21 protein-coding genes are annotated in these 22,314 nt (G+C 38.7%); 19 read left to right on the top strand and 2 right to left on the bottom strand.

Translation table 11 applies throughout. The annotated features are described in order from the left end of the window. Nucleotides 1-10 precede the first annotated feature (10 nt). The 5 genes from sufD (at nucleotide 11) to QM847_RS01720 (ending at nucleotide 5,911) form a co-directional block, all read left to right on the top strand. Complete coding sequence (sufD, locus tag QM847_RS01740) at nucleotides 11-1,273, top strand: Fe-S cluster assembly protein SufD (protein WP_414353407.1); 1,263 nt, start codon at nucleotides 11-13, stop codon at nucleotides 1,271-1,273. 10 nt (nucleotides 1,274-1,283) lie between these two features. Continuing rightward, nucleotides 1,284-2,510 (top strand): cysteine desulfurase, encoded by a 1,227-nt coding sequence (locus QM847_RS01735; protein ID WP_414353406.1) that lies wholly within the window; start codon nucleotides 1,284-1,286, stop codon nucleotides 2,508-2,510. Continuing rightward, nucleotides 2,497-2,937: a Fe-S cluster assembly sulfur transfer protein SufU gene (gene sufU, locus QM847_RS01730; RefSeq protein ID WP_414353405.1), complete on the top strand. Its 441-nt coding sequence runs from the start codon at nucleotides 2,497-2,499 to the stop codon at nucleotides 2,935-2,937. Before QM847_RS01735 ends, sufU begins: the two co-directional genes overlap by 14 nt. A 35-nt stretch (nucleotides 2,938-2,972) precedes the next feature. After that, complete coding sequence (sufB, locus tag QM847_RS01725; protein WP_269797133.1) at nucleotides 2,973-4,385, top strand: Fe-S cluster assembly protein SufB; 1,413 nt, start codon at nucleotides 2,973-2,975, stop codon at nucleotides 4,383-4,385. A gap of 128 nt (nucleotides 4,386-4,513) precedes the next feature. Further along, the gene (locus QM847_RS01720; protein WP_414353404.1) at nucleotides 4,514-5,911 is read left to right on the top strand and encodes an APC family permease; all 1,398 of its coding nucleotides are present in this window, start codon (nucleotides 4,514-4,516) and stop codon (nucleotides 5,909-5,911) included. Nucleotides 5,912-5,939: 28 nt separating this feature from the next. On the opposite strand, the gene pbp3 is transcribed toward QM847_RS01720, so the two are convergent. Then, nucleotides 5,940-7,181, bottom strand: coding sequence for a D-alanyl-D-alanine carboxypeptidase PBP3 (gene pbp3, locus QM847_RS01715; RefSeq protein WP_269797135.1), 1,242 nt, complete (start codon nucleotides 7,179-7,181; stop codon nucleotides 5,940-5,942). Nucleotides 7,182-7,286: 105 nt separating this feature from the next. Here pbp3 and QM847_RS01710 point away from each other — a divergent pair, with 105 nt between their 5' ends. The 12 genes from QM847_RS01710 to QM847_RS01655 all read left to right on the top strand — a co-directional run bounded on the left by QM847_RS01710 (nucleotide 7,287) and on the right by QM847_RS01655 (nucleotide 17,884). Next, nucleotides 7,287-8,396, top strand: a complete 1,110-nt coding sequence (locus QM847_RS01710; protein WP_269797136.1) for an AI-2E family transporter — start codon at nucleotides 7,287-7,289, stop codon at nucleotides 8,394-8,396. 219 nt (nucleotides 8,397-8,615) lie between these two features. Continuing rightward, a complete protein-coding gene (gene tuf, locus QM847_RS01705) occupies nucleotides 8,616-9,812 on the top strand; it encodes an elongation factor Tu (protein ID WP_001040723.1) in 1,197 nt (398 codons plus the stop codon). Between the two features lie 261 nt (nucleotides 9,813-10,073). Next, entirely contained in the window at nucleotides 10,074-10,712 is a 639-nt protein-coding gene (gene tmk / locus QM847_RS01700; RefSeq protein WP_414353402.1) for a dTMP kinase, read from the top strand. After that, nucleotides 10,709-11,599: a DNA polymerase III subunit delta' gene (locus QM847_RS01695; RefSeq protein ID WP_414353401.1), complete on the top strand. Its 891-nt coding sequence runs from the start codon at nucleotides 10,709-10,711 to the stop codon at nucleotides 11,597-11,599. The genes tmk and QM847_RS01695 overlap by 4 nt, the downstream gene beginning before the upstream one ends. A gap of 27 nt (nucleotides 11,600-11,626) precedes the next feature. Further along, the gene (gene yabA, locus QM847_RS01690) at nucleotides 11,627-11,944 is read left to right on the top strand and encodes a DNA replication initiation control protein YabA (RefSeq protein WP_414353400.1); all 318 of its coding nucleotides are present in this window, start codon (nucleotides 11,627-11,629) and stop codon (nucleotides 11,942-11,944) included. Nucleotides 11,945-11,946: 2 nt separating this feature from the next. Then, nucleotides 11,947-12,825 carry a 16S rRNA (cytidine(1402)-2'-O)-methyltransferase gene (gene rsmI, locus QM847_RS01685; protein ID WP_414353399.1) on the top strand — a complete coding sequence of 293 codons (879 nt, stop codon included), beginning with the start codon at nucleotides 11,947-11,949 and terminating at the stop codon, nucleotides 12,823-12,825. Nucleotides 12,826-12,955: 130 nt separating this feature from the next. Next, on the top strand, nucleotides 12,956-14,290 hold the full coding sequence (gene trmFO, locus QM847_RS01680; protein WP_414353758.1) for a methylenetetrahydrofolate--tRNA-(uracil(54)-C(5))-methyltransferase (FADH(2)-oxidizing) TrmFO: 1,335 nt from the start codon (nucleotides 12,956-12,958) through the stop codon (nucleotides 14,288-14,290). A gap of 86 nt (nucleotides 14,291-14,376) precedes the next feature. Continuing rightward, nucleotides 14,377-15,111, top strand: a complete 735-nt coding sequence (gene pyrH / locus QM847_RS01675) for a UMP kinase (RefSeq protein WP_222859730.1) — start codon at nucleotides 14,377-14,379, stop codon at nucleotides 15,109-15,111. 8 nt (nucleotides 15,112-15,119) lie between these two features. Then, nucleotides 15,120-15,677: a ribosome recycling factor gene (gene frr, locus QM847_RS01670; RefSeq protein WP_414353398.1), complete on the top strand. Its 558-nt coding sequence runs from the start codon at nucleotides 15,120-15,122 to the stop codon at nucleotides 15,675-15,677. A gap of 58 nt (nucleotides 15,678-15,735) precedes the next feature. After that, nucleotides 15,736-16,590 carry an RNA-binding virulence regulatory protein CvfB gene (gene cvfB / locus QM847_RS01665; protein WP_414353397.1) on the top strand — a complete coding sequence of 285 codons (855 nt, stop codon included), beginning with the start codon at nucleotides 15,736-15,738 and terminating at the stop codon, nucleotides 16,588-16,590. A gap of 8 nt (nucleotides 16,591-16,598) precedes the next feature. Then, nucleotides 16,599-16,814 (top strand): YozE family protein, encoded by a 216-nt coding sequence (locus QM847_RS01660; RefSeq protein WP_075567726.1) that lies wholly within the window; start codon nucleotides 16,599-16,601, stop codon nucleotides 16,812-16,814. An 83-nt stretch (nucleotides 16,815-16,897) separates the two neighbouring features. Further along, nucleotides 16,898-17,884 (top strand): PhoH family protein, encoded by a 987-nt coding sequence (locus tag QM847_RS01655; protein WP_269798378.1) that lies wholly within the window; start codon nucleotides 16,898-16,900, stop codon nucleotides 17,882-17,884. 39 nt (nucleotides 17,885-17,923) lie between these two features. Here QM847_RS01655 and ald read toward each other — a convergent pair whose 3' ends face one another. After that, complete coding sequence (gene ald, locus QM847_RS01650) at nucleotides 17,924-19,036, bottom strand: alanine dehydrogenase (protein WP_414353396.1); 1,113 nt, start codon at nucleotides 19,034-19,036, stop codon at nucleotides 17,924-17,926. Between the two features lie 362 nt (nucleotides 19,037-19,398). Between ald and QM847_RS01645 the strand changes: the two genes are divergently transcribed. After that, nucleotides 19,399-20,040 carry a helix-hairpin-helix domain-containing protein gene (locus QM847_RS01645; protein WP_414353395.1) on the top strand — a complete coding sequence of 214 codons (642 nt, stop codon included), beginning with the start codon at nucleotides 19,399-19,401 and terminating at the stop codon, nucleotides 20,038-20,040. Further along, nucleotides 20,024-22,234: a ComEC/Rec2 family competence protein gene (locus QM847_RS01640; RefSeq protein WP_414353393.1), complete on the top strand. Its 2,211-nt coding sequence runs from the start codon at nucleotides 20,024-20,026 to the stop codon at nucleotides 22,232-22,234. Before QM847_RS01645 ends, QM847_RS01640 begins: the two co-directional genes overlap by 17 nt. The last annotated feature ends 80 nt before the right edge of the window (nucleotides 22,235-22,314 follow it).

The following is a 22,314-nucleotide window of genomic DNA, read 5'->3' as shown; positions in this document are numbered from 1 at the left end:
GGAGAAGTAAATGACTAAAGAGAATATTAAACTTTTTTCAGAAATGCACGCCGAACCAAGCTGGTTATCAGACCTCCGTCTAAAAGCTTTTGATAAAATCGAGAGTTTGGAATTACCAGTCATTGAACGTGTGAAATTTCATCGTTGGAACCTGGGTGATGGAACGATTTCGGAGAATGAACCAACAGCAAATGTTCCAGATTTTACAGCTATTGACAATCAGTTGAAATTGGTACAATTAGGTACTCAAACAGTCTTTGAGCAAATTCCAGTTGAGTTGGCTGAACAAGGAGTGGTCTTTACAGACTTCCATTCAGCTTTAGAAGAAATTCCAGAACTCGTAGAAGAATTCTTCATGTCATCAGTCAAATACGATGACGACAAATTGGCAGCCTACCACACAGCATACTTTAACAGTGGCGCTGTTCTCTATATTCCAGACAATGTAGAAATCACAGAACCAATCGAAGGAATTTTCTACCAAGATAGTGATAGTGATGTGCCATTTAACAAGCATATTCTGATCATTGCTGGTAAAAACTCTAAAATTAACTATCTCGAACGTCTTGAGTCACGTGGAGAAGGTAGTGCTAAGGCAACTGCCAATATCACAGTTGAAGTGATTGCACGTTCTGGTGCTCAAGTGAAGTTTGCGGCGATTGACCGTCTTGGTGAGAATGTCACTGCCTACATTAGCCGTCGTGGTAAATTAGGCAACGATGCAAGTATTGACTGGGCCATCGGTGTTATGAACGAAGGAAATGTTGTTGCTGACTTTGATAGTGATTTGATTGGAAATGGTAGCCATGCAGACCTTAAGGTTATTGCTCTATCAAGTGGTCGTCAGGTGCAAGGAATTGATACTCGAGTGACTAACTACGGTTGTAACTCTATCGGTAATATTCTTCAACATGGGGTTATCCTTGAAAAAGCAACCTTGACCTTCAACGGTATCGGACACATCATCAAGGGTGCTAAGGGAGCAGACGCCCAACAAGAGAGCCGTGTTCTCATGCTCTCAGACCAGGCTCGTTCAGATGCTAACCCAATCCTTTTAATTGATGAAAATGATGTTACTGCAGGACACGCAGCTTCTATTGGACAAGTAGATCCTGAAGACATGTACTACCTCATGAGTCGTGGTTTGGATAAAGCGACTGCGGAACGCCTGGTTGTCCGTGGTTTCCTTGGATCTGTGATCGTTGAGATTCCAGTCAAGGAAGTTCGTGATGAAATGATTGCAACCATCGAAGAAAAATTATTAAAACGCTAAGGTGAATTTAATGTTAGATGCAGAAGCTATTCGAAAGGATTTTCCGATTTTAGACCAGATTGTCAATGACGAACCTCTGGTTTATTTGGACAATGCTGCGACGACACAAAAACCACTAGCTGTTCTGGAAGCAATTAATCACTACTATGAAGAGGACAATGCCAATGTTCACCGTGGTGTTCATACCTTGGCTGAAAGGGCGACAGCATCTTATGAAGCCGCTCGTGAAACCATTCGTAACTTTATCAATGCTGAGTCGACAAAAGAAGTGCTCTTTACCAGAGGTACGACAACTAGTCTCAACTGGGTTGCACGTTACGCAGAAGAAATCTTGACTGAGGGAGACCAGGTCTTGATTTCAGTCATGGAACACCATTCCAATATTATTCCATGGCAGGAAGCTTGCCGAAAGACTGGGGCAGAGCTTGTTTATGTATATCTCAAAGATGGAGCTCTGGATATGGATGACTTGCATTCTAAATTGACTGACAAAGTTAAATTTGTTTCACTAGCTCACGCATCAAACGTTCTTGGAGTGGTTAATCCTATCAAAGAAATCACACAAATGGCTCACCAAGTTGGAGCCATCATGGTAGTTGATGGAGCACAATCAACGCCCCATATGAAGATTGATGTCCAGGAGTTGGATGTGGACTTCTTTGCCTTTTCAGGTCACAAGATGGCTGGCCCTACTGGTATCGGTGTTCTCTATGGCAAAGAAAAGCATCTTGAACAAATGTCACCAGTTGAATTTGGTGGTGAGATGATTGATTTTGTCTATGAGCAATCTGCTAGTTGGAAGGAGTTACCTTGGAAATTCGAGGCTGGAACTCCTAATATGGCAGGGGCGATTGGACTTGCTGCTGCAGTAGATTATCTTGAAAATCTTGGCATGGACGTCATTGAAGTCCATGAACAAGAATTAATCGCATACGTTTATCCAAAATTACAGGCAATTGAGGGATTGACCATTTACGGTTCGCAAGATTTGGCTCAACGTTCAGGTGTCATTTCCTTTAATCTAGGTGACCTTCATCCTCACGACCTCGCGACAGCTCTAGATTATGAAGGAGTAGCAGTCAGAGCAGGTCACCATTGTGCGCAACCTTTGCTCCAGTATTTGGACGTTCCAGCAACAGCTCGTGCTAGTTTTTATATCTACAATACCAAGGCAGATTGCGACAAGTTAGTCGATGCCTTACAAAAGACAAAGGAGTTTTTCAATGGCACTTTCTAAACTAGATAGCCTTTATATGGCAGTGGTAGCAGACCATTCGAAAAATCCCCATCACCAAGGGAAGCTAGAAGATGCTGAACAAATCAGTCTCAATAATCCTACCTGTGGTGATGTCATCAATCTCTCTGTCAAGTTTAACGCTGAAGATTGCTTGGAAGATATCGCTTTTCTAAATTCAGGTTGTACTATTTCAACTGCCTCTGCCAGTATGATGACGGATGCAGTTCTAGGTAAGACAAAGCAAGAGATTTTAGAATTAGCAACTATTTTTTCAGAAATGGTTCAAGGTCAAAAAGATGATAGACAAGACAGTCTTGGAGATGCAGCTTTCTTATCTGGTGTAGCTAAATTCCCACAAAGAATTAAGTGTGCAACCTTAGCTTGGAATGCTCTCAAAAGAACAATTGAAAATCAAGAAGATAAATAAGAAACATAAAAACACATAATGAAAGAAAGGATATTATGGCTGAAGAAAGAGTAGAACCAAAACCAATCGATCTTGGTGAATATAAATTTGGTTTCCATGATGATGTGCAACCAATCTTATCAACAGGTAAAGGATTGAACGAAGGGGTTATTCGTGAATTGTCCGCTGCTAAGGGTGAGCCTGAGTGGATGTTAGAATTTCGATTGAAATCTTACGAAACCTTTAAAAAAATGCCTATGCAAACTTGGGGAGCAGACTTGTCAGAGATTGATTTTGATGACTTGATTTACTACCAAAAACCATCTGATAAACCAGCTCGTTCATGGGATGATGTACCTGAAAAGATTAAAGAAACCTTTGAACGTATTGGGATCCCAGAAGCTGAACGTGCTTATCTAGCTGGAGCTTCTGCCCAGTATGAGTCAGAAGTAGTTTACCATAACATGAAGGAAGAATTTGAGAAGTTAGGCATTATCTTTACAGATACAGATTCTGCCCTCAAGGAATACCCTGACTTGTTTAAACAATACTTCGCTAAGCTTGTACCACCAACAGATAATAAGTTGGCAGCCTTAAACTCAGCAGTATGGTCAGGTGGAACCTTTATCTACGTACCAAAAGGAGTCAAGGTAGATATTCCGCTTCAAACCTACTTCCGTATCAATAATGAAAATACTGGACAGTTTGAACGTACTCTGATTATCGTTGATGAGGGAGCAAGTGTCCACTACGTAGAAGGATGTACAGCGCCAACATATTCAAGCAACAGCTTGCATGCTGCTATTGTAGAAATCTTTGCTTTGGACGGAGCATATATGCGTTATACGACTATTCAAAACTGGTCTGATAATGTCTATAACTTGGTAACAAAACGCGCTAAGGCTCAAAAAGATGCTACTGTTGAGTGGATTGATGGGAACTTGGGTGCCAAAACAACTATGAAATATCCATCTGTATACTTAGATGGAGAAGGAGCGCGTGGTACCATGCTTTCTATTGCCTTTGCTAATGCAGGGCAACACCAGGATACTGGTGCCAAGATGATCCACAATGCACCGCATACTAGTTCATCTATCGTATCTAAGTCTATCGCTAAAGGTGGCGGTAAGGTAGACTACCGTGGACAAGTAACCTTTAACAAGAACTCTAAGAAATCTGTTTCTCACATTGAGTGTGATACTATTATCATGGATGACTTGTCTGCATCTGACACAATTCCGTTTAATGAAATTCATAACTCGCAAGTTGCTTTGGAGCACGAAGCTAAGGTTTCTAAGATTTCAGAAGAACAACTTTACTACCTCATGAGTCGTGGATTATCAGAACAAGAAGCAACTGAAATGATTGTCATGGGATTTGTAGAGCCCTTTACCAAAGAACTTCCGATGGAATACGCTGTTGAGCTCAACCGTTTGATTAGCTACGAAATGGAAGGATCAGTTGGCTAGACTATATGAACAAAGACAGAACGAATGTTACATTTGTTCTGTTTTTTTAATAATTTTAGTTTATAAATATTCACATTTGAAACGATATATGGTAAAATATTACAAAAATCAGTAAATGGGGGATGAATATGAATATTTTTAGGACAAAAGATGTTAGTCTGGGTAAGACTGAAATGCATCGTCATTTGAAATTATGGGATTTAATTCTCTTGGGAATTGGTGCCATGGTTGGTACAGGAATCTTTACCATCACTGGTACTGCAGCAGCTACGCTTGCTGGTCCTGCTCTTGTGGTATCTATCGTGATTTCTGCAATCTGTGTATCATTATCAGCTCTCTTTTTTGCTGAGTTTGCTTCACGAGTCCCCGCAACCGGTGGAGCCTATAGTTATTTATACGCAATTTTGGGTGAATTTCCAGCTTGGATAGCTGGTTGGCTCACTATTATGGAATTCATGACAGCTGTTTCAGGTGTTGCTTCAGGTTGGGCAGCATACTTTAAAGGTTTACTAAGTAACTATGGAATATCGATGCCTCAAGCCTTAAATGGTACCTTTAATCCAGAACAGGGAACTTATATCGATCTCTTGCCCATACTAGTATTGGTATTAGTAACAGGACTAGTGCTTTTAAATTCGAAAGCTGCCTTACGTTTCAACTCAATATTAGTTGTATTAAAATTTTCAGCCTTGGCCTTGTTCATCTTGGTTGGAATTTGGTACATTAAACCGGAAAATTGGTCTGACTTTGCACCATTTGGTTTTGGTCAGATATATGGAGGTAGCTCTGGTATTATGGCAGGTGCTTCACTTATGTTCTTTGGTTTCTTAGGTTTTGAGTCCATTTCTATGGCGGTTGATGAAATTCAAAATCCACAAAAGAACGTTCCTCGTGGTATTGTTTTGTCTCTAACTATTGTAACTATTCTTTATGCCCTAGTAACATTAGTATTGACTGGTATTGTTCATTATAGCAAACTCAATGTTGACGACGCGGTAGCTTATGCTTTGAGAAATATTGGTATTGGTTGGGCAGCCAATTATGTGTCTCTCGTTGCTATTTTTACCTTGATTACCGTATGTATCTCCATGACTTTTGCTTTGTCTAGAATGATTTATAGCTTGGCTCGTGATGGTCTTTTGCCGCAAAGTTTTAAACAAGTGACAAAGACAAGTCGTATTCCAAAAAATGCAACGATTTTAACAGGAGTTGTCTCAGCTATAGCTGCAGGAATTTTCCCTTTGGCAAGTATTGCAGCCTTTTTAAATATTTGTACCTTGGCTTATCTAATTCTATTAGCATATGGAATTATCAAACTGAGAAAAGATAAAGGAATGCCAAAAGAGGGAGAATTTAAAACGCCACTGGTTCCAGTTTTGCCAATCTTGTCTATTCTAATCTGTTTGTCTTTCATGCTTCAGTATACACTTGAAACATGGATAGCCTTTGGGATTGCTCTTGTAATAGGCATTATTATCTACTTTACCTATGGATATAAACATTCCACTATTTTAGAAGATAAATAAAAAAATCGCGTAAATCGCGATTTTTTATTTATAATTTTTCGTTTACGAATCGAACAAAACTATTCCACCAAACTTTAAGGAAGATAGCTTTTTCTACATTTTTCTCTGCAACCATTTCAAAGCTAGGTTTATCAGACGTGATATAGCCTTGACCAACTAAATCCTTATCATCGTAGGTCAAATGACCAACGACTGTTCCAGCTTCTAGAGGTGCCGTAGGTAGATTGCTAGCTGGTGTATAACTGATGGATGATTGTGCCCGACTACCTAAACGTTGAACGATTTTAATATCTTCTTTCGCAACAGCCGTCACATTGTCATCTTTTCCATCCATAACTGGAGCTTTACTATCTTCATAACTTTCACCTTGCTTGACAACAGTTTGCAGAGCGTAGTTTGAGGAAATATAGTCTAAAAGAGCAGAAGTAGCTGTGAAACGAGCGTAGGGGTTACCAGCTTGAGTATTAGCATTAAGAACAACTGTAATTATTCTCATTCCTTTTTCAACCGTAGTACCAACAAAAGATTCACCAGCTTTATCAGTCGTACCAGTTTTCAGTCCATCGATACCACCACGGTGAGCAGGCATATCCTCTAACATAAAGTTCGTAGATGTGATAGTCATTCCGGCAAAGGTTGAAGTTGGCTTCTTAGTAATTTCTAAAACTTGAGGATATTTTAGAATGAGGTTACGAGCAACGATAGCCACATCATAAGCACTCAATTTGTTCTCATCATCTTTTTTTGAACCTGGATAAATATTATCACCAAGGGTTTCATTGTTAAGACCAGTTGTATTAACGATTGTAGCATCCTGGATACCCCATTCCAGCAATTTTGCTTTCATCATGTCTACAAACTCTTTTTCTGATCCAGCTATCTTCTCTGCGAGTGCAATAGCTGCACTATTAGCACTAGAAACTAAAGTTGCTTCAAGCAACTCTTCTACAGTATAATTTCGAGCTTCCAAAGGGACATTACTGGCTTCAGAATTAGTAGTGAGCTGGTATGGATAGTCAGAAATTTCAACTGGAGTAGTTAGAGAAATTTTTCCTTGCTCCAAGGCTTCATAGACTAGATAAACAGTAATCAACTTAGTGATAGATGCAATTTCGACGGGTTGACTTGCATCTTTCTCATATAAAATCTTACCAGTGTTAGCCTCTATAGCGATAGCGTGCTTAGCCGCTACATCAAAATCCTGCGCGTAAACAGGACTTGCAGTAGCCAATAACAGGGGTGTGATCAATGTTAAAATTAATTTCTTCATAGTAACTTTATTCTATCATAAAGAAAAAAAATATTCTTGATTTTATGACGGGGGTTATCAATCTTTTTTTAAATATGGTAAAATAGGGAGAAGAGGAGGTGGCATATGTTTCGGAGAAACAAATTATTCTTCTGGACTACTGAAATACTACTGATAACCTTAATTTTCTATCTTTGGAGAGAAATGGGTGCTATTATTACACCTTTTGCTAGTGTAATAAATACAATTATGATTCCTTTCTTATTGGGTGGTTTCTTGTATTATCTTACAAACCCTTTAGTTCAGTTTCTAGAAAAAAAATTTAAACTAAATCGAATTATTGGTATTTTATTGACTCTCTGTGGATTAGTCTGGCTGATTGTGATAGGCGTTGTTTATCTCTTGCCTATTTTAATCAATCAGTTGAGTAGTTTGATTAATTCTAGCCAAGATATATACAGTCGTATTCAAGATTTGGTAATAAAATTATCCAAATACCCAGCCTTTCAAAATCTAGATGTTCAAAAGACTATTCAACAGCTGAATCTGTCTTATGTAGATATCCTACAAAATATCTTAAATGGTGTTACAAATAGTGTCGGCAGTGTCTTATCTGCATTAGTTAGCACTGTCCTGATTATTATCATGACGCCAGTCTTTTTAATTTATTTCTTGCTAGATGGACATAAGCTTTTACCCATGCTAGAAAGAACTATTTTAAAGCATGATAGACTGAATATTTCTGGTCTAATAAAAAATCTAAATGCCACTATTTCCCGTTATATTAGTGGAGTTTCAATTGATGCAGTTATCATTGGATGTTTAGCCTATATCGGCTATAGTATTATTGGTTTGAAATATGCACTTGTATTTGCAATCTTTTCTGGTTTAGCTAATTTAATTCCTTATGTTGGACCTAGTATTGGTCTTATACCGATGATCATATCAAACCTATTTACAGATCCTCAAAAGATGTTAATTGCTGTGATTTACATGCTTATTATTCAGCAGATTGACGGAAATGTATTATATCCACGGATTGTTGGTGGGGTTATGAAAGTTCACCCAATAACTATTTTAGTTTTGTTACTATTATCTAGTAATATTTATGGTGTTATTGGAATGATTGTTGCAGTACCCACTTATTCGATTTTAAAAGAGATTGTGAAATTCTTAGTACGCTTGTATGAAAATCACAAGGAAGTAAAGGAAGTTCAAAATCAATTATCAGAATAAAGAATCAGATTTTTCTGGTTCTTTTTTCTTAAAATTTAATAGAAACTTACTTATTTTAAAATATAGGATTGACTTGTTAAGGATAGAATAAGAATAATTCACAAATTCTATGTAAAACACTTGCAATTTAGCTGAAATTTGATAAAATAGTAAGGAAAGTTAGACTGTATTGCCTACTGTCTATCTATAAAATATATTTTATTGGAGGCTTTTACTCAAATGGCAAAAGAAAAATACGATCGTAGTAAACCACACGTTAACATTGGTACAATCGGACACGTTGACCACGGTAAAACTACCCTAACTGCAGCTATCACAACTGTTTTGGCACGTCGCTTGCCTTCATCAGTTAACCAACCTAAAGACTATGCGTCTATCGATGCTGCTCCAGAAGAACGCGAACGCGGTATCACTATCAACACTGCGCACGTTGAGTACGAAACTGAAAAACGTCACTACGCTCACATCGACGCTCCAGGACACGCGGACTACGTTAAAAACATGATCACTGGTGCCGCTCAAATGGACGGAGCTATCCTTGTAGTAGCTTCAACTGACGGACCAATGCCACAAACTCGTGAGCACATCCTTCTTTCACGTCAGGTTGGTGTTAAACACCTTATCGTCTTCATGAACAAGATCGACTTGGTTGACGACGAAGAATTGCTTGAATTGGTTGAAATGGAAATCCGTGACCTTCTTTCAGAATACGACTTCCCAGGTGACGATCTTCCAGTTATCCAAGGTTCAGCTCTTAAAGCTCTTGAAGGTGACTCTAAATACGAAGACATCATCATGGAATTGATGAACACAGTTGACGAGTACATCCCAGAACCAGAACGTGACACTGACAAACCATTGCTTCTTCCAGTCGAAGATGTATTCTCAATCACTGGACGTGGTACAGTTGCTTCAGGACGTATCGACCGTGGTACTGTTCGTGTTAACGACGAAATCGAAATCGTTGGTATCAAAGAAGAAACTTCAAAAGCAGTTGTTACTGGTGTTGAAATGTTCCGTAAACAACTTGACGAAGGTCTTGCCGGAGATAACGTAGGTGTCCTTCTTCGTGGTGTTCAACGTGATGAAATCGAACGTGGACAAGTTATCGCTAAACCAGGTTCAATCAACCCACACACTAAATTTAAAGGTGAAGTCTACATCCTTACTAAAGAAGAAGGTGGACGTCACACTCCATTCTTCAACAACTACCGTCCACAATTCTACTTCCGTACTACTGACGTTACAGGTTCAATCGAACTTCCTGCAGGTACTGAAATGGTAATGCCTGGTGATAACGTGACTATCGACGTTGAGTTGATCCACCCAATCGCCGTAGAACAAGGTACTACATTCTCTATCCGTGAGGGTGGACGTACTGTTGGTTCAGGTATGGTTACAGAAATCGAAGCTTAATTCGATTTAGTTCCCAGAAGAACAATTATTTAAGTCAGACACTAAAAGAACCTTGCTATGCAAGGTTCTTTTTTTGATTATACAAAGACAAAAAAAGTATGGTAGTAAATTACGAAAATAGAAACTTAATTAAATAATTGTCTTATTTTTAACTAATGTATATTCTAGTTTTCTGATTAAATTTTTTATAGGTTAAAAAGCTTTTCACAAATGTCTATTTTTTTGATAGAATAGAAGATAGCAAATAGAAATGAGATAGACATGTCAAAAGGATTTTTAGTCTCTATTGAGGGACCAGAGGGAGCTGGGAAAACCAGTGTGCTTGAAGCTATCCTTCCAATATTAAAAGAAAAAGATATTGATTTTTTAACGACACGTGAGCCAGGAGGCGTTTTGATTGGAGAGAAGATTAGAGAAGTTATTCTTGATCCAAATCATATACAAATGGACTCTAAAACCGAGTTGCTTCTCTATATTGCAAGTCGTAGACAACACTTAGTAGAGAAGGTCTTGCCAGCACTTGCAGCTGGGAAATTGGTGATCATGGACCGCTTTATTGATAGTTCGGTTGCCTACCAGGGATTTGGTCGTGGTTTGGATATAGATGCCGTTAATTGGCTCAATCAATTTGCGACTGATGGTCTCAAGCCTGATTTAACGCTTTATTTTGATATTGAAGTTGAGAAAGGGCTTGAACGAATTGCAGCAAACAGTAGTCGTGAAGTCAATCGTTTGGACTTGGAAGGTTTAGAGATGCACCGAAAAGTTCGCCAAGGATATCTTTCACTTTTGGAGAAAGAAGGGAATCGCATCAAGAAGATTGATGCTAGTTTGCCATTGGATCAAGTAATTGAAAAGACCAAGCAAGTCTTATTTGAAAGAATGGGATTGACCAGATGATAAAAGAAGAACTAAAAGATTGTCAACCACAGCAATATGAACGTTTTGTTCGCATTCTTGAGCAAAACCAGCTGAATCATGCCTATCTTTTTTCAGGTTATTTTGGAAGTTTAGAAATGGCCTTATTTCTTGCTAAAAATCTTTTTTGTACTGATAAACAGGGTGTTCTACCTTGTGAATCTTGTCGAAGTTGTAAATTGATTGATCAAGAGGAATATCCTGATGTAACAATCGTCCGTCCGATTAATCAAATTATTAAGACTGAACGGATTAGAGAATTGGTAGGGCAATTTTCTCAATCAGGTATTGAAAGTCAGCGCCAGGTATTTATTATCGAACAAGCAGATAAGATGCATTTGAATGCCGCTAATTCACTACTAAAGGTTATTGAAGAACCACAAAGTGAAGTTTATATTTTCTTCTTAACTAATGATGAGGATAAAATATTACCAACAATTCGGAGTCGAACACAGATTTTTCAGTTTAAAAAACAGGAAGCTAACCTTATTTTTCAACTTGAGAAATTGGGTCTAGTTAAGAAAAAAGCTAGATTGTTAGCTCAGTTTAGCCAATCTCAAATTGAAGCTGAAAAACTTCTTAATCAAGTAACATTTTGGACACTGGTTGAAGAAAGTGAGCGCTTATTTTCAGATATTTTATTCAGAAAAAGAGAATCATATTTACAAGTTGCTAAATTAGCTAGTTTGGCAGATGATAAAGAAAAACAAGATCAAGTACTTAGGATTTTAGAGGTGTTGGCTGGTCAAGAAATTCTGCAAACAGGAGCACAACGTATACTAGAAAATCTTGTAGAAGCTAGAAAGATGTGGAAAGCAAATGTTTCTTTCCAAAATGTAATGGACTACCTAGTTTTACAAAAATATTAAGTCTATGAAAGGGTTAAAGGGCTGTTGATGAATAAAAAAGAATTATTTGATGCCTTAGATGACTTCTCACAACAATTGTTAGCTACTTTAGCAGATGTAGAAGCCATTAAAAAAAATCTCAAGAGTGTTGTTGAGGAAAATACAGCTCTTCGTTTAGAGAATGATAAACTTAGAGAACGCTTGAGTGAGGAAGAAGAAACTGTCCCAGCTAAGACTAAACATGTCAGAGAAAACGTGAGTCGTATTTATGATGACGGATTTCATGTTTGTCGAGATTTTTATGGGCAACGTCGAGAGCAGGATGCAGAATGTATGTTCTGTGATGAATTGTTGTTTAGGGAGTAATCATGCAGATTCAAAAAAGTTTTAAAGGTCAATCAACTTATGGTAAGTTATATCTTGTCGCAACTCCAATTGGGAATCTAGAGGATATGACCTTTCGTGCCATTCAGACTTTGAAAGAAGTGGACTGGATTGCTGCCGAGGATACTCGTAATACTGGACTTCTACTCAAGCATTTCGATATTCTAACGAAGCAGATTAGTTTCCATGAACACAATGCCAAGGAAAAAATTCCTGATTTGATTGATTTGTTGAAGCAAGGTCAAGATATTGCCCAAGTTTCAGACGCAGGCTTACCTAGTATATCTGATCCTGGACATGACTTGGTTAAAGCAGCTATTGAAGAAGATATAGCTGTAGTTACAGTTCCGGGTGCAAGTGCAGGGATTTCAGCATTGATTGCTAGTGGATTAGCACCTCAACCTCATATTTTTTATGGGTTCTTACCACGAAAATCTGGTCAGCAAAAGCAATTTTTTGAGACTAAGAAAGATTATCCGGAGACTCAGATTTTCTATGAATCACCTCACCGTGTTGCAGATACGCTAGAAAATATGCTAGAAGTCTACGGTAATCGCTCAGTGGTCTTGGTTCGAGAATTGACTAAGATTTATGAAGAATACCAACGAGGAACAATTTCAGAGTTACTAGTAAGTATTTCTGAGACTCCTCTCAAGGGCGAATGCCTTCTGATTGTAGAGGGGGCTAGTCAAGAAGTAGACGATAAAGATGAAGAGGACTTGTTCTCAGAAATCCAAGAACGCATCCAACAAGGTGTTAAGAAAAATCAGGCCATTAAGGAAGTCGCAAAGATATACCAGTGGAATAAAAGTCAGCTCTACTCAGCTTATCATGATTGGGAAGAGAAACAATCCAATGACTAAACAGGGAAGTTTGCCTTCTTCCCTTTTTTTGTTATACTAGTAAAAGAAAATTTAGAAAGATTTGTGGGTGTCAAACAGTCTAATGATTATTGATATGGACTTAAGTTTCACTCAAAGAGGTATTAGTGACGTGTCTCAATCTTATATCAATGTTATCGGTGCCGGTTTAGCAGGGTCAGAAGCAGCCTTTCAAATTGCAGAACGTGGCATTCCTGTTAAACTTTATGAAATGCGTGGTGTTAAATCAACACCACAACACAAAACAGACAATTTTGCAGAGTTAGTTTGCTCCAACTCATTGCGTGGGGATGCACTTACAAATGCCGTTGGTCTCCTTAAGGAAGAAATGCGTCGCCTAGGTTCTCTTATCTTGGAATCGGCAGAAGCAACACGTGTTCCTGCTGGTGGTGCTCTCGCAGTTGACCGTGACGGTTTCTCTCAAATGGTTACTGAAAAGATTGCCAATCATCCCTTGATTGAAGTGGTTCGTGACGAGATTACAGAATTGCCAACAGATGCCATTACAGTTATTGCAACTGGTCCTTTGACTAGTGATGCTCTTGCTGAAAAGATTCACGCTCTTAACGGCGGGGACGGTTTTTATTTCTACGATGCTGCAGCTCCAATCGTAGACGTCAATACAATTGATATGAACAAGGTTTATCTCAAATCTCGTTATGATAAGGGAGAAGCGGCTTATCTGAACGCTCCTATGACCAAGCAAGAATTTATGGATTTCCATGAAGCTCTTATAAATGCAGAAGAAGCTCCGCTCAATTCTTTCGAAAAAGAAAAGTATTTTGAAGGATGTATGCCAATCGAAGTTATGGCTAAGCGTGGCATTAAAACCATGCTTTATGGACCTATGAAACCAGTTGGTCTAGAGTATCCTGATAACTATAAAGGACCTCGAGATGGGGAATTCAAGACTCCTTATGCAGTGGTTCAGCTTCGTCAAGACAATGCTGCTGGTAGTCTCTACAATATCGTTGGATTTCAAACCCACCTCAAATGGGGTGAACAAAAGCGTGTCTTCCAAATGATTCCAGGTCTTGAAAATGCCGAGTTCGTCCGTTATGGAGTTATGCACCGCAATTCTTATATGGATTCTCCAAATCTTCTTGAGCAAACATACCGTTCTAAGAAACAGTCCAACCTCTTCTTTGCTGGTCAGATGACTGGTGTAGAAGGATACGTTGAGTCGGCCGCTTCAGGCTTGGTTGCGGGGATAAATGCTGCCCGTCTTTTTAAAGGAGAAAGTGAGGCTATTTTCCCAGAGACAACAGCGATCGGAAGTTTAGCTCATTATATCACTCATGCTGATAGCAAACACTTCCAACCAATGAATGTCAACTTCGGAATTATCAAGGAGTTAGAAGGCGAGCGAATTCGCGATAAAAAGGCTCGTTATGAAAAGATTGCAGAACGTGCATTGTCTGATTTAGAAGAATTCTTAAGCCTATAAATATTTTGAAAGTTTAGTCCGTGAGACTATAAAATTATCAAAAAATGTGATAAAATAGTTTGAATAAAACAAAGGAGCGAAGTCAGGTGGAACCAAAATATAAACGCATTTTGATCAAGTTATCAGGTGAGGCCCTTGCTGGTGAACGTGGTGTAGGTATTGATATTAAAACTGTTCAAGCAATGGCACAAGAAATTCAAGAAGTACATAACTTAGGAATTGAAATTGCTCTCGTTATCGGAGGTGGTAACCTCTGGCGTGGAGAACCTGCTGCGGAAGCTGGTATGGATCGTGTACAAGCAGATTACACAGGTATGCTTGGAACAGTTATGAACGCTCTTGTGATGGCAGATTCATTGCAACAAGTTGGAGTGGATACACGCGTTCAAACTGCAATCGCAATGCAACAAGTGGCTGAACCTTATATTCGAGGACGTGCCCTTCGTCATCTTGAAAAAGGTCGTATTGTTATCTTTGGTGCAGGAGTTGGTTCACCGTACTTCTCAACAGATACAACTGCAGCCCTTCGTGCGGCTGAGATTGAAGCAGATGCTATTTTGATGGCCAAAAATGGTGTTGATGGTGTCTATAATGCCGATCCTAAGAAAGACAAGACAGCGGTTAAATTTGAAGAATTAACTCACCGTGATGTGATTAGTAAAGGTCTTCGTATCATGGATTCGACAGCTTCAACCCTTTCAATGGACAATGACATCGACTTGGTTGTCTTTAATATGAATCAACCAGGTAACATCAAGCGTGTCGTATTTGGTGAAAATATCGGAACAACAGTCTCTAACAATATTGAAGAAAAGGAATAGGATAGATTATGACAAATGCAATTGTAGAAAAAGCTAAAGAGAGAATGACCCAATCACACCACTCACTTTCACGTGAGTTTGGAAGTATTCGTGCAGGTCGTGCTAACGCTAGCTTGCTTGACCGTATCCACGTTGAGTATTATGGTGTTGAAACACCACTTAATCAGATCGCTTCAATCACAATCCCAGAAGCGCGTGTCTTGTTGGTAACACCATTTGATAAATCATCATTGAAAGATATCGAACGCGCCTTAAACGCTTCAGACCTTGGTATTACACCAGCTAACGATGGTTCTGTTATTCGTTTGGTTATCCCAGCTCTTACAGAAGAAACTCGTCGTGATCTTGCTAAAGAAGTGAAAAAAGTTGGTGAGAATGCTAAAGTAGCTATCCGTAATATCCGTCGTGATGCTATGGATGAGGCTAAGAAACAAGAAAAAGCAAAAGAAATTACTGAAGATGAATTGAAGACTCTTGAAAAAGATATTCAAAAAGCGACAGACGATGCTGTTAAACACATCGATGACATGACTGCTAACAAGGAAAAAGAGTTGTTAGAAGTTTAAAATAAACAGAAAAACTCAGTTAGCATTGCTGGCTGAGTTTTATTCGAAAGAAGGAAACATGAATACAAATCTTGCAAGTTTTATCCTTGGACTCATCATTGATGAAAATGACCGTTTTTACTTTGTTCAAAAGGATGGTCAAGCATACGCTCTTGCTAAGGAAGAAGGTCAGCATACAGTTGGTGATACCGTTAAAGGCTTTGCCTACACGGATATGAAGCAAAAACTTCGCTTGACTACCTTAGAAGTGACTGCGACTCAGGAACAATTTGGTTGGGGAACAGTAACAGAAGTTCGTAAGGATTTGGGTGTCTTTGTTGATACAGGGCTTCCTGACAAGGAAATCGTTGTGTCACTTGATATCCTTCCTGAACTGAAAGAACTCTGGCCTAAGAAGGGCGATAAACTTTATATTCGTCTAGAAGTGGATAAGAAAGACCGTATTTGGGGTGTTTTAGCTTATCAGGAAGACTTCCAACGTTTGGCTCGTCCTGCCTACAATAATATGCAGAATCAAAATTGGCCAGCAATCGTATATCGTCTCAAGTTATCAGGTACCTTTGTTTATCTTCCAGAAAATAATATGCTAGGCTTTATACATCCGAGCGAGCGTTATACAGAACCGCGTTTGGGTCAAGTCTTAGATGCGCGTGTCATTGGTTTTCGTGAAGTTGACCGTACTCTTAATCTTTCACTTAAACCTCGCTCTTTTGAGATGTTAGAAAATGATGCACAAATGATTTTGACATACTTGGAAAGCAATGGTGGATTTATGACCTTGAATGACAAATCGTCACCTGACGATATTAAGGCAACCTTCGGTATCTCTAAAGGTCAATTTAAAAAAGCACTTGGTGGCTTGATGAAGGCTGGGAAAATCAAACAGGATGAGTTTGGAACAGAGTTAATTTAGGGAGTTATATGAGAAAATCATTTTATACTTGGCTTATGACAGAGCGTAATCCTAAAAGTCATAGTCCTAAAGCAATTTTAGCGGATCTTGCCTTTGAGGAATCAGCTTTCCCAAAACACACGGATGATTTTGATCAAGTCAGTCGATTTTTAGAAGAACATGCCAGTTTTTCCTTTAATATGGGAGACTTCGATCGTATCTGGCAGGAATATGTAGAACATTAGATCTGCTTTAGGTGTTTAGGATAGCATTTTCTAAATGCCTTTGCTATAATAAAAAAAATTAAAGAGTTAGAGAGGTTCTTTGTTTGAAGGAACATTCAATAGACATTCAGTTAAGTCATCCAGATGACCTGTTTCATCTTTTTGGTTCCAATGAACGCCATCTTCGTTTGATGGAGGAAGAGTTAGATATTATCATCCATGCTCGTACAGAAATTGTACAAGTCTTGGGAGAGGAATCTTCTTGTGAAGAAGCACGACAGGTTATACAGGCCTTGATGGTCTTGGTCAATCGTGGTATGACTATCGGAACTCCTGATGTGGTAACAGCCATTAATATGGTGAGAAATCATGAAATTGATAAGTTTGTCGCCCTCTATGAAGAAGAAATCATCAAAGATAATACTGGTAAGCCTATTCGTGTGAAGACACTGGGACAAAAACTTTATGTGGATAGTGTTAAGAATCACGACGTTACATTTGGGATTGGGCCTGCTGGTACGGGTAAGACATTTCTAGCAGTGACTTTGGCAGTGACAGCTCTAAAACGTGGTCAAGTTAAGCGTATCATCCTGACACGTCCAGCAGTAGAAGCTGGAGAAAGCTTGGGATTTCTACCAGGAGATTTGAAAGAAAAGGTAGACCCTTACCTTCGTCCAGTCTATGATGCCTTATATCAGATTTTAGGGAAAGACCAAACAACTCGTCTCATGGAGCGAGAAATTATTGAGATTGCGCCTTTGGCCTATATGCGTGGCCGTACCTTGGATGATGCCTTTGTCATTTTGGATGAAGCGCAAAATACAACTATCATGCAGATGAAGATGTTCTTGACTCGTCTTGGATTCAATTCTAAAATGATTGTCAATGGGGATATTAGCCAGATTGACCTGCCGCGTAATGTTAAATCAGGTCTGATTGATGCCCAGGAAAAACTTAAGAACATTCACCAAATCGACTTTGTACACTTCTCAGCCAAGGATGTAGTTCGACATCCAGTAGTCGCTCAGATTATTAGGGCCTATGAACCTCGACCTGTCAAAGTTGAAGAAAATCAAGAAGAAACAGAATAAAAAAAGAGCAAGTTCGTCTGAACTGCTCTTTTTTAATGATTAAATAAGCTCACTGATTGAAGTAAACTCACGATGTAAACCTTCAGCAACAGGTTGACTTGTAAGTTTACCTTGATAAGTTGTTACACCTTCACGTAAACCAGCATCTTCAAGGATTGCTTTCTTAAATCCTTTTCCTGCCAAGGCTTCGATATAAGGAAGGGTCACATTTGTAAGGGCGATAGTAGAAGTACGAGCAACTGCACCAGGAATGTTTGCTACTGCATAGTGAAGGACACCATGTTTTTCATAGACAGGGTTGTCGTGTGTAGTAACTCGGTCAGCTGTAGCGATAACCCCACCTTGGTCAACAGCAACGTCAACGATGACAGAACCAGGTCTCATTTGTTGAACCATTTCATCTGTCACTAATTTTGGAGCTTTGGCACCAGGAATCAATACTGCACCGATAACAACGTCTGCTTCACGCACACTTGCTTCGATATTAAATGGGTTAGACATGAGTGTTTGGATTTGGTGACCAAAGACATCTTCAAGTTCAGAGAGACGTTTAGCGCTGATATCAAGAATAGTTACTTGAGCTCCTAAACCAAGAGCGATACGTGCTGCGTGTGTACCAACGACACCACCACCGATAATGGTTACTTTTCCTTTTGGTACACCTGGGACACCACCTAAAAGAACTCCAGAACCCCCAGCTTGTTTCGTCAAGAAGTGAGCTCCGATTTGGACAGCCATACGACCAGCAACTTCACTCATAGGGACTAACAATGGTAGTTGACCTTGGTTGTCACGAACGGTCTCGTAAGCAACACCAGTTGTTTTTGCTGCTAACATAGCATCCGCTAATTCTGGGGCTGCTGCCATATGCAAGTAGGTGAAGAGAAGTAAATCATCACGTAGGTACTGATATTCAGTATCTAGAGGTTCTTTTACTTTAACAACTAACTCTGCAGCCCAAGCTTCTTTTGCGGTCGCAACAATTTCTGCACCTTGTTTCTCATAATCAGCATCTGCAAAGCCAGAACCAAGTCCAGCATTTGTTTCAACGAGAACTCGATGTCCACGACCAACCAAACTATGGACACCAGCAGGTGTTAAAGCCACACGATTTTCATTGTTTTTAATTTCTTTTGGAATTCCAATTAGCATAGAGATTTTCTCCTTTTTTAGGTTTCAGGAACCTTAATAAACCATCAGTGATAGAATCCAAGGGATTCATCTGATGGTTTTATTTTATATGAAAGTTGGACGAAAATCAAGAAAAATTCTTGAATTCCCTTTCTTTTTTGTTAACTTATATTAATGTATTTTATTAATCTGCTGAACCTACGAATACCTACATTATAACAAGAACCTTATGCTAGAAAGGATAAAAATGAAAAAGGACGAATCCTAGCACGTGTTTATTATATCTTAACCTAGGAAGATTATTTTGCAAATAAGTAAGCAGTTGAAAAGATTTTTCAGCTGTTTTTTCTTTGCATTACGAACAAGATAAGAGAGGAGAAATTATGGAAGAACTTATTGAGAAAATCAAAGAATATAAAATCATTGTTATCTGTGCTAGTTTGGGTTTAATCTTGGGTGGATTTTTCCTCCTGAAGTCATCAACGCAAGCACCTGCTAAGGAAAGCAATTTGCAAACAGAAGTTACAACTGTTTCAAAGGATTCGACGGAGGAAAAGGAAGATAAAAATCAGAAGGAAGAAGTGGTGGAGCTAGATCTGATTACTGTTGATGTCAAAGGTGCGGTCAAATCACCTGGAATCTATGATTTGCCTGTTGGAAGTCGTATCAACGATGCTGTCCAAAAAGCGGGTGGATTGACAGATAATGCTGATAGTAAGTCTATCAATCTTGCCCAGAGAATTAGTGACGAAGCACTTGTTTATGTTCCGACTAAGGAAGAAGCTACCAACCAAGAGGCACATTCAAATGCTACCAAAACCAAAGAAAACAAGAAAGTTAATCTCAATAAAGCCAGTTTAGAGGAGCTGAAACAAGTCAAGGGGTTGGGAGCCAAACGTGCACAGGATATCATCGACCACCGCGAAACCAACGGTAAGTTTAAGTCAGTTGATGAGCTCAAAAAGGTTTCTGGTATTGGTGCAAAAACGATAGAAAAGTTAAAAGAGTATGTCACAGTGGATTAGTCGATTTCCCATCCCCAAAATCTATCTCAGTTTTCTTTTGTTATGGCTCTACTACGCTATCTTTTCAGCAAGTGTCTTAGCACTTTTGGGCTTTGTCTTTTTACTAATCTGCCTCTTTTTTCAATTTTCATGGAAGACTGTGACCAAGGTCCTTTTGGTGTGTGGACTATTTGGTAGCTGGTTTTTATTTCAAAAATGGCAACAAGAAGAAGCGAGTCAATATCTTATTGACTCAGTTAATACGGTACGAATCTTGTCTGATACCATCAAGGTGAATGGTGATAGTTTATCCTTTCGTGGGAAGGCTGATGGCAGACTCTTTCAGGTCTATTATAAATTCCAGTCAGAGACTGAAAAGGAAAGGTTTAAAGAGTTATCTGAACTGCATGAGATGGTCGTCAAAGGAAAGCTAGCTATTCCTCAAGGAGCAAATAATTTTTCTGGATTTGATTATCGAAACTATCTCAAAACACAGGGGATTTATCAGACCTTAACTATATCGGAAATTGTCGAATTAAAGCAAATTTCTAGTTGGGATACTGGAGAAAATCTATCCAGCTTGAGGAGAAAAGCAGTTGTCTGGGTAAAAAGGAATTTTCCTGATCCCATGCGTAATTATATGACAGGTCTTTTATTAGGGCACTTGGACACAGACTTTGTGGAAATGAATGAACTCTATTCCAGTCTAGGAATTATTCACCTTTTTGCTCTGTCAGGAATGCAGGTCGGTTTCTTCATGAATGCTTTTAAAAAGTTCTTTTTGCGACTGGGGATGAGCCAAGAAAACTTAAAATGGCTTGTCTATCCATTTTCCTTGGTTTATGCAGGTTTGACAGGATTTTCAGCTTCTGTTATTAGAAGCCTGTTACAAAAACTTTTGGCTCAACATGGCTTCGAGGGGCTGGATAATTTTGCTCTGACGATTCTTATTCTATTTCTTATCATGCCTAATTTCTTCCTAACTGCTGGTGGAGTTCTCTCCTGTGCCTATGCCTTTATCCTGACCATGACTGGTGAAGAAGTAGCAGGGATAAAAGGTCTGGTGAGAGAAAGTTTCATTATTTCCTTAGGAATTATTCCAATTTTATCATTCTATTTTTCTGAATTTCAACCTTGGTCCATACTCTTAACCTTTGTCTTTTCTTTTTTATTTGATATGGTCTTGCTACCACTTTTATCAATACTCTTCTGTCTGTCATGGATATATCCTATTACCCAGTTTAACTTTCTCTTTGAATGGCTAGAGAACATCATACGCTATGTTTCTCAGCTATCTACAAGGCCTCTTATTTTTGGTCAACCTAATATCTTGATTTTAGTTTTTCTTTTAATTTCTTTAGCCTTTATCTATGATTATCGTAGAAATTTGAAGAAAGCACCTTTGCTTATCCTATTTATCGTTTTACTTTTCTTAGTAACCAAACATCCACTGGAAAATGAAATCACAGTCCTAGACATGGAGCAGGGACGGAGCATTTTCCTAAGAGACATGACAGGAAAGACAATATTACTGGATGTCGGTGAAAAGTTAGCAGTTGAGAAAAAAGAAGCCTGGCAGGAGAAGGTCATAACGAGCAATGCCAAACGTAGTTTAATCCCCTATCTAAAAAGTAGAGGAGTCGCAAAGATTGATCAGCTTGTACTAACGACCAGTCAACCTATGCAACTAGACCATCTACTAGAAATTAGTAAATCCTTCAATCTTGGAGAGATTCTAGTAACTGAAGAGACTCTATCTAAAAGAGAATTTATGGATAAACTAAAGGAAAGTAACTTGAAAGTACGTCCTATTAAAACAGGAGAGCAGTTATTTATTTTTGGGAGCAGTTTAGAAGTAATCGAAAATCAAAATAGTGATAGTAAAGCCTCAATAGTAATGTATGGAAAGCTACTAAATCAAACTTTTCTAGTCACTGGAAATATAGAGGAGAAGTTCTTAAACAAGTCTTATCCAAAAATCCAAGCAGACGTAGTGCTAACTCATCAGCAAGCATCGAAGAAAAAGACAGATGTCAAAGTCTTCGAAATCTTTCAGCCTAAAATCACTGTCATTTCTGTAGACAAGAAGAAAAAATTTAAAGAAAAAAATGGGGAGAATAACCAAGAACTTGGGAATTCGATTTACAAAACGGATCAAAAGGGGGCCATTCGTTTTAAAGGTTGGAGTAGTTGGAAGATTGAGACAGTCCCTTGAGTATATAAGACAACTCTAAAAATTAAAATTGTCTAAACAATCAATCAAAACTTGATTTTAGAACCTTTTTGCTATAAAAT

The sequence above is a fragment of the Streptococcus timonensis genome (assembly GCF_047463455.1).
Taxonomy (GTDB): Bacteria; Bacillota; Bacilli; order Lactobacillales; family Streptococcaceae; genus Streptococcus; species Streptococcus timonensis_B.
The sequence above is the reverse complement of the archived record's forward strand: the minus strand, read 5'-3'. Positions and strand labels throughout refer to the sequence as shown.

Bases quoted from the DNA above. Each gene is read 5' to 3' on its own strand.
- sufD (WP_414353407.1), top strand. From the start codon at position 11: ATGACTAAAGAGAATATTAAACTTTTTTCAGAAATGCACGCCGAACCA.
- QM847_RS01735 (WP_414353406.1), top strand. From the start codon at position 1,284: ATGTTAGATGCAGAAGCTATTCGAAAGGATTTTCCGATTTTAGACCAG.
- sufU (WP_414353405.1), top strand. From the start codon at position 2,497: ATGGCACTTTCTAAACTAGATAGCCTTTATATGGCAGTGGTAGCAGAC.
- sufB (WP_269797133.1), top strand. From the start codon at position 2,973: ATGGCTGAAGAAAGAGTAGAACCAAAACCAATCGATCTTGGTGAATAT.
- QM847_RS01720 (WP_414353404.1), top strand. From the start codon at position 4,514: ATGAATATTTTTAGGACAAAAGATGTTAGTCTGGGTAAGACTGAAATG.
- pbp3 (WP_269797135.1), bottom strand. From the start codon at position 7,181: ATGAAGAAATTAATTTTAACATTGATCACACCCCTGTTATTGGCTACT.
- QM847_RS01710 (WP_269797136.1), top strand. From the start codon at position 7,287: ATGTTTCGGAGAAACAAATTATTCTTCTGGACTACTGAAATACTACTG.
- tuf (WP_001040723.1), top strand. From the start codon at position 8,616: ATGGCAAAAGAAAAATACGATCGTAGTAAACCACACGTTAACATTGGT.
- tmk (WP_414353402.1), top strand. From the start codon at position 10,074: ATGTCAAAAGGATTTTTAGTCTCTATTGAGGGACCAGAGGGAGCTGGG.
- QM847_RS01695 (WP_414353401.1), top strand. From the start codon at position 10,709: ATGATAAAAGAAGAACTAAAAGATTGTCAACCACAGCAATATGAACGT.
- yabA (WP_414353400.1), top strand. From the start codon at position 11,627: ATGAATAAAAAAGAATTATTTGATGCCTTAGATGACTTCTCACAACAA.
- rsmI (WP_414353399.1), top strand. From the start codon at position 11,947: ATGCAGATTCAAAAAAGTTTTAAAGGTCAATCAACTTATGGTAAGTTA.
- frr (WP_414353398.1), top strand. From the start codon at position 15,120: ATGACAAATGCAATTGTAGAAAAAGCTAAAGAGAGAATGACCCAATCA.
- cvfB (WP_414353397.1), top strand. From the start codon at position 15,736: ATGAATACAAATCTTGCAAGTTTTATCCTTGGACTCATCATTGATGAA.
- QM847_RS01660 (WP_075567726.1), top strand. From the start codon at position 16,599: ATGAGAAAATCATTTTATACTTGGCTTATGACAGAGCGTAATCCTAAA.
- ald (WP_414353396.1), bottom strand. From the start codon at position 19,036: ATGCTAATTGGAATTCCAAAAGAAATTAAAAACAATGAAAATCGTGTG.
- QM847_RS01645 (WP_414353395.1), top strand. From the start codon at position 19,399: ATGGAAGAACTTATTGAGAAAATCAAAGAATATAAAATCATTGTTATC.
- QM847_RS01640 (WP_414353393.1), top strand. From the start codon at position 20,024: ATGTCACAGTGGATTAGTCGATTTCCCATCCCCAAAATCTATCTCAGT.